This window comes from Peterkaempfera griseoplana (assembly GCF_001418575.1).
Taxonomy (GTDB): Bacteria; Actinomycetota; Actinomycetes; order Streptomycetales; family Streptomycetaceae; genus Peterkaempfera; species Peterkaempfera griseoplana.
The window spans coordinates 1-4,526 of sequence record NZ_LIQR01000536.1 but is presented as its reverse complement, the minus strand read 5'-3'; the positions used below and the strand labels follow the sequence as shown (position 1 = coordinate 4,526).

The 4,526-nt window shown below is 76.4% G+C and carries 4 protein-coding genes and 1 pseudogene; 4 read left to right on the top strand and 1 reads right to left on the bottom strand.

From position 1 onward, the window contains the following. Positions 1 to 478 (bottom strand): response regulator transcription factor (locus AOK09_RS31990; protein WP_157876119.1); only part of this gene is annotated, 478 nt, incomplete at its 3' end. A 114-nt stretch (positions 479 to 592) separates the two neighbouring features. Between AOK09_RS31990 and AOK09_RS42755 the strand changes: the two are divergent. The 4 genes and pseudogenes from AOK09_RS42755 to AOK09_RS31975 form a co-directional block, all read left to right on the top strand. Beyond that, positions 593 to 1,297: pseudogene (locus AOK09_RS42755) on the top strand (glycosyltransferase family 2 protein); the annotation flags it as partial. A 6-nt stretch (positions 1,298 to 1,303) separates the two neighbouring features. Further along, a complete protein-coding gene (locus AOK09_RS42750) occupies positions 1,304 to 1,948 on the top strand; it encodes a TIGR04282 family arsenosugar biosynthesis glycosyltransferase (RefSeq protein ID WP_407675451.1) in 645 nt (214 codons plus the stop codon). A gap of 112 nt (positions 1,949 to 2,060) precedes the next feature. After that, entirely contained in the window at positions 2,061 to 2,663 is a 603-nt protein-coding gene (locus AOK09_RS31980; protein ID WP_157876118.1) for a methyltransferase domain-containing protein, read from the top strand. A 4-nt stretch (positions 2,664 to 2,667) separates the two neighbouring features. Next, the gene (locus AOK09_RS31975; RefSeq protein ID WP_079063598.1) at positions 2,668 to 4,179 is read left to right on the top strand and encodes a glycosyltransferase 87 family protein; all 1,512 of its coding nucleotides are present in this window, start codon (positions 2,668 to 2,670) and stop codon (positions 4,177 to 4,179) included. Positions 4,180 to 4,526: the final 347 nt, after the last annotated feature.

The following is a 4,526-nucleotide window of genomic DNA, read 5'->3' as shown; positions in this document are numbered from 1 at the left end:
CCAGGGTGATGCCGCCGGCGGCGAGGAGTCCGGTACCCGCGGCCGGCCCGGCCGCGGTGGTGCGGCGCAGCACCGACCGGATGCGAAGGACCAGCTCCCGTGGGCTGAAGGGTTTGGTGACGTAGTCGTCGGCGCCGACCTCCAGCCCGAGGATGCGGTCGGCCTCCTCACCCCGGGCGGTGAGCATCACCACCGGCAGGGGTGCGCGTCCGGTCCCGTGGTCGGCGGCGCGCAGTCGGCGGCAGACCTCAATGCCGTCCAGGCCCGGCAGCATCAGGTCGAGCACCACCAGGTCGGGTCGGTGAGCCGCGGCCAGGGCGAGTGCGGCCGGTCCGTCCGCGGCGCGGTCGACCAGGTGGCCCGCCCGGGTGAGGTAGTCGCTGACGACCTCGGCGACGGTGGGGTCGTCGTCCACGACGAGCACCCTGCGTGGGGGCTCGTCGGAGGGGAGGTGCTGTCCGGGCGTGCGTTCGGCCATGCGGGGCAGTCTAGGACGGCGACCGTCCGGAAAATCCGGTGATGTCCGGCCTCGTAGTACTTCCGTAAGGCGTCGTAACCGTTCCGGGCCGCTGCCCGCTCGTAACGTGACAGCGTGACTCCGACTCAGCAGCCACCCCCCTTGACCACGGTGGATGTGGTCCTGCCCTGCCTCGACGAGGCACCTGCCCTGCCCTGGGTGCTCCAGCGTGTGCCCGCGGGGTGGCGGCCGATCGTGGTGGACAACGGATCGACCGACGGCTCCCCGGAGCTGGCCCGCTCACTGGGTGCGACCGTGGTGCACGAACCCCGGCGCGGCTTCGGCGCCGCCTGCCACGCCGGCCTCGCCGCGGCCACCGCCGACCTGGTCTGCTTCCTCGACTGCGACGCCTCCCTCGACCCGGCCCAGCTGCACCGGGTCACCGCCCCGGTGCTCGACGGCCGGGCGGACCTGGTGCTCGGCCGCCGGGTCCCCGTCGGGCGGGGGGTCTGGCCGCTGCACGCCAGGCTGGCCAACGCCGGGATCGCCCGGCAGCTGCGGCGCCGCACCGGCGCCCGGCTCCATGACCTGGGTCCGATGCGGGCCGCCCGCCGGGATGCGCTGCTGGCCCTGGCCCAGACCGACCGCCGCTCGGGGTATCCGCTGGAGACGGTGCTGTCCGCGGCGGCGCTGGGGCTGCGGATCGCCGAGGTACCGGTGGACTACCGCCCGCGCGCCGGACGTTCCAAGGTCACCGGTACGCTGCGCGGCACCCGGCAGGCCGTGCACGACATGCGGCGGGTGCTGGCCCGCACCCAGGGGCCACCGGTCACCGGCACCCTGCTGGTGATCGCCAAGGCGCCGGTGCCGGGCCGGGTGAAGACCCGGCTGTGCCCCCCGTGCACCCCCGAGCAGGCCGCCGAGGTCGCCGCCGCCGCCCTCGCCGACACCCTGCACACCGGAGCGCGCCTGCCCGTGCGCCACCGACTGCTGGTGCTCGACGGCCAGCCGGGTCGGTGGCTGCCTCCCGGCTACCAGGTGGTCCCGCAGTGCGGCGGCGGCCTGGACACGCGACTGGCGGCCGCCTTCGAGGCCGCCGACCCCGGCCTCCCGGCCCTGCTGGTCGGCATGGACACCCCGCAGCTCACCCCCGGACTGCTCGCCCCCGCGCTCGGCCCGCGCGCCTGGCAGGACTGCGACGCCTGGTACGGACCCGCCGCGGACGGCGGCTTCTGGGCCCTCGGGCTGGCCCGGCCCGCCGCCGCACGCCCACTGCTGCGGGGACTGCCGATGTCCTCACCGCACACCGGGGCCGAGCTCTGCAAGCGCCTGGCGGCGGCCGGTCTGCGCACCCGTGAGCTGGCCGTCCTCACGGACGTGGACACCGCCGCCGAGGCGCAGCAGGTGGCAGACGCAGCCCCGCACACCCGGTTCGCCGCCTGCTGGCAGCCGCCGACCTCGGCAGGTGCGCATGGCCTCGCCACCGCGTAGCGAACCGGACCACGGACTCGTCGAGGATCACTCACCCAGTGGGTCCCCCTCGCCCCGGCGTGCCTCCCACCGGTCGGCGCGGCCCTGGGCCGACGGCCCGTACGGCGCCGCGGTGCGGTCCGGCCGGGGACCGCTCTGGCTGCGCAGGGCGGACGGCGAACGCCACCGGCTGGAGGTGGAACGCTGGTGCGGGCCGCCCGACGCAGCCGACCGCAGTGTCCTGGAGCGCTGCGCCGGCCAGGGCCCCGTGCTGGACGTGGGGTGCGGGCCGGGGCGGCTGGTGGCCGAACTGATGGCCGCCGGAGTGCCGGCCCTGGGAGTGGACGTGGCGGCCGCCGCCGTCCACCACGCCCGCAGTCTCGGCGGCGCGGCCCTGTGCCGTTCGGTCTTCGACCGGCTGCCGGGCGAGGGCCGATGGGGCACCGTCCTGCTGATCGACGGCAACCTCGGCATCGGCGGTGACCCGGGCTGCCTGCTGGCCCGGACCCGGACACTGCTCGCCCCCGAAGGCCGGCTGATCGCCGAGGTGGAATCCGAGGACGTCGACGAACGCATCGAGGTGAGCATGGAGGACGACGCCGGCCGACGCGGACCCGCGTTCCCCTGGGCCCGGCTCGGCGCCCGGGCCGCGCTGCGGGAGGGCCGGCGGGCCGGTCTGCGCACCGCCAGGGCCTGGACCTCGGCAGGCCGTCACTTCGTCACCCTGGCCAGGTGACGGCATGCCACCCACAGCCGAAGACCCCCTCCCGACGCAGACCCGCGCCCGGGCGGACAGCCGTACCCGCCCCGGCGGTGACACTCAGCCGACCGCACGCACCACCGCCTGGTGGGGCACCCCCGGCGCCCGAACCGCGTTGTGCGCCGCGATCGTCGCCGCCCTGTGCGGCTGCCTGCTCCTGACCCTGCGCCGCGGCGGGGACCTCGGTCACACCGGAGGGCTGTTCGGCTGGTACGCCCTGTGCTGGACGCTGTTCGCCGCCGCCGTGGTGACGGCACGCCGCGTCCCCGCCCGCCGGCTGCTGCCGCTGATCGCGGCGGGCGCGCTGGCCGTCGCAGCCACCGGACTGGTCGCACCGCCGCGCACCAGCGACGACTCCTACCGCTACGCCTGGGACGGCCGGGTGCAGGCGGCCGGGATCTCCCCGTACCGCTACACTCCGGCGGACCCGGCCCTCGGCGCACTGCGCGACCCATGGCTCTTCCCCACCGGCACCGACTGCCGGGCCTGGAACCTGCACCCCGCCCCCGGCGGGATCTGCACCCGCATCAACCGGCCGACCGTCCCGACCATCTACCCGCCGGTGGCCGAAGGCTGGTTCGCGGCCGTGCAGGCCGCCGCTCCGGCCGGAGCCCGGCACAAGGCCGTCCAGGCCGGCGGGGCGCTGACGGCCCTCGCCACCACCGGGGTGCTCCTCGCCGTACTGCGCCGACGGGCCGGGCGCGAGCGGCAGTGGCAGGCGGCACTGTGGGCCTGGTGCCCCGCCGTACCGCTGGAGGCGGTGAACAACGCCCACATCGACGCACTCGGAGCCCTGCTCACGGCAGCCGGGCTCGGCCTGGCCACCGCACCCGCCCGCAGACGCAACCGTGCGGCGGCAGGCGCGCTGCTCGGCGCCGCCACCGCCGTCAAACTGCTGCCGGGCCTGGCGGTACCCGGGCTGCTCTCCGGCGTCCTGCGCCCGCACACGCCGCGGGCCGGCCGCCGCGGCGCCGTGCTCGCCGCCGCGACCGCAGTCGTCGTCTTCGCCCTGGCCTACCTCCCGTACGCGGCCTCCGACGGCACGGCGGTGCTCGGCTACCTGCCCGGATACCTCCACGAAGAGGGCTACGACGACGGACAGCTGCACCGCTTCAGCCTGCTGCGGCTGGTGCTCCCCGACACGCTCGCCCAGGGCGCGGCCGTACTCGCGGTGGCGGCGGCGTGCGGCTGGGTCCTGCGCCACGGAGACCCGGCGCGGCCCTGGCGCGGCGCCCTGCTGGTGACCGGCACGGCCCTGCTGGTACTGACCCCCGGATACCCCTGGTACGCCCTGCTGATCGTCGTGCTGGTGGCCCTGGACGGACGGTGGGAGTGGCTGGGCGTACCGCTGGCCGGAACCGCCGTGTACCTCGCCGACGGCAACCCGGCCGTGCAGACCGGGGCCTACGCCGCGGCGCTGGCCGCGGTGCTGGCGGCGGCTCTGCTGCCCGCTGCCCGATCCGCGACGGAGCGGACGGGGAGCGGGAGGTGATCGGAGCCGACGCGTACCGCGGAGCGCGGTACGGGGACAACGTGATACCCGGAGGCAGGGAGACGGCGGATGGAGAACGGCGAACGGCACCCGGCACCCGGTTTGCCTGGCGGGCCGAGAGCCTGAAGCACATCACCGCCCGGCGGGCACAGCATCTGCCCGCGCCCGCACCACCCACCGGTTGACGCGACCGCCCCGCCTCCCGGCCGTTCCGGCCGGGTCGGGCTTCTGGCGCAGCGCGATCCGCGGCCGCCTCCCCGTGACCGCCATGCCGTGCGTCACCCCTGGGCAGCGGCGAGGGCACCAACATCGTCGATCGGCCCGGCTGAGCGGTGCGGCCCGGGCCG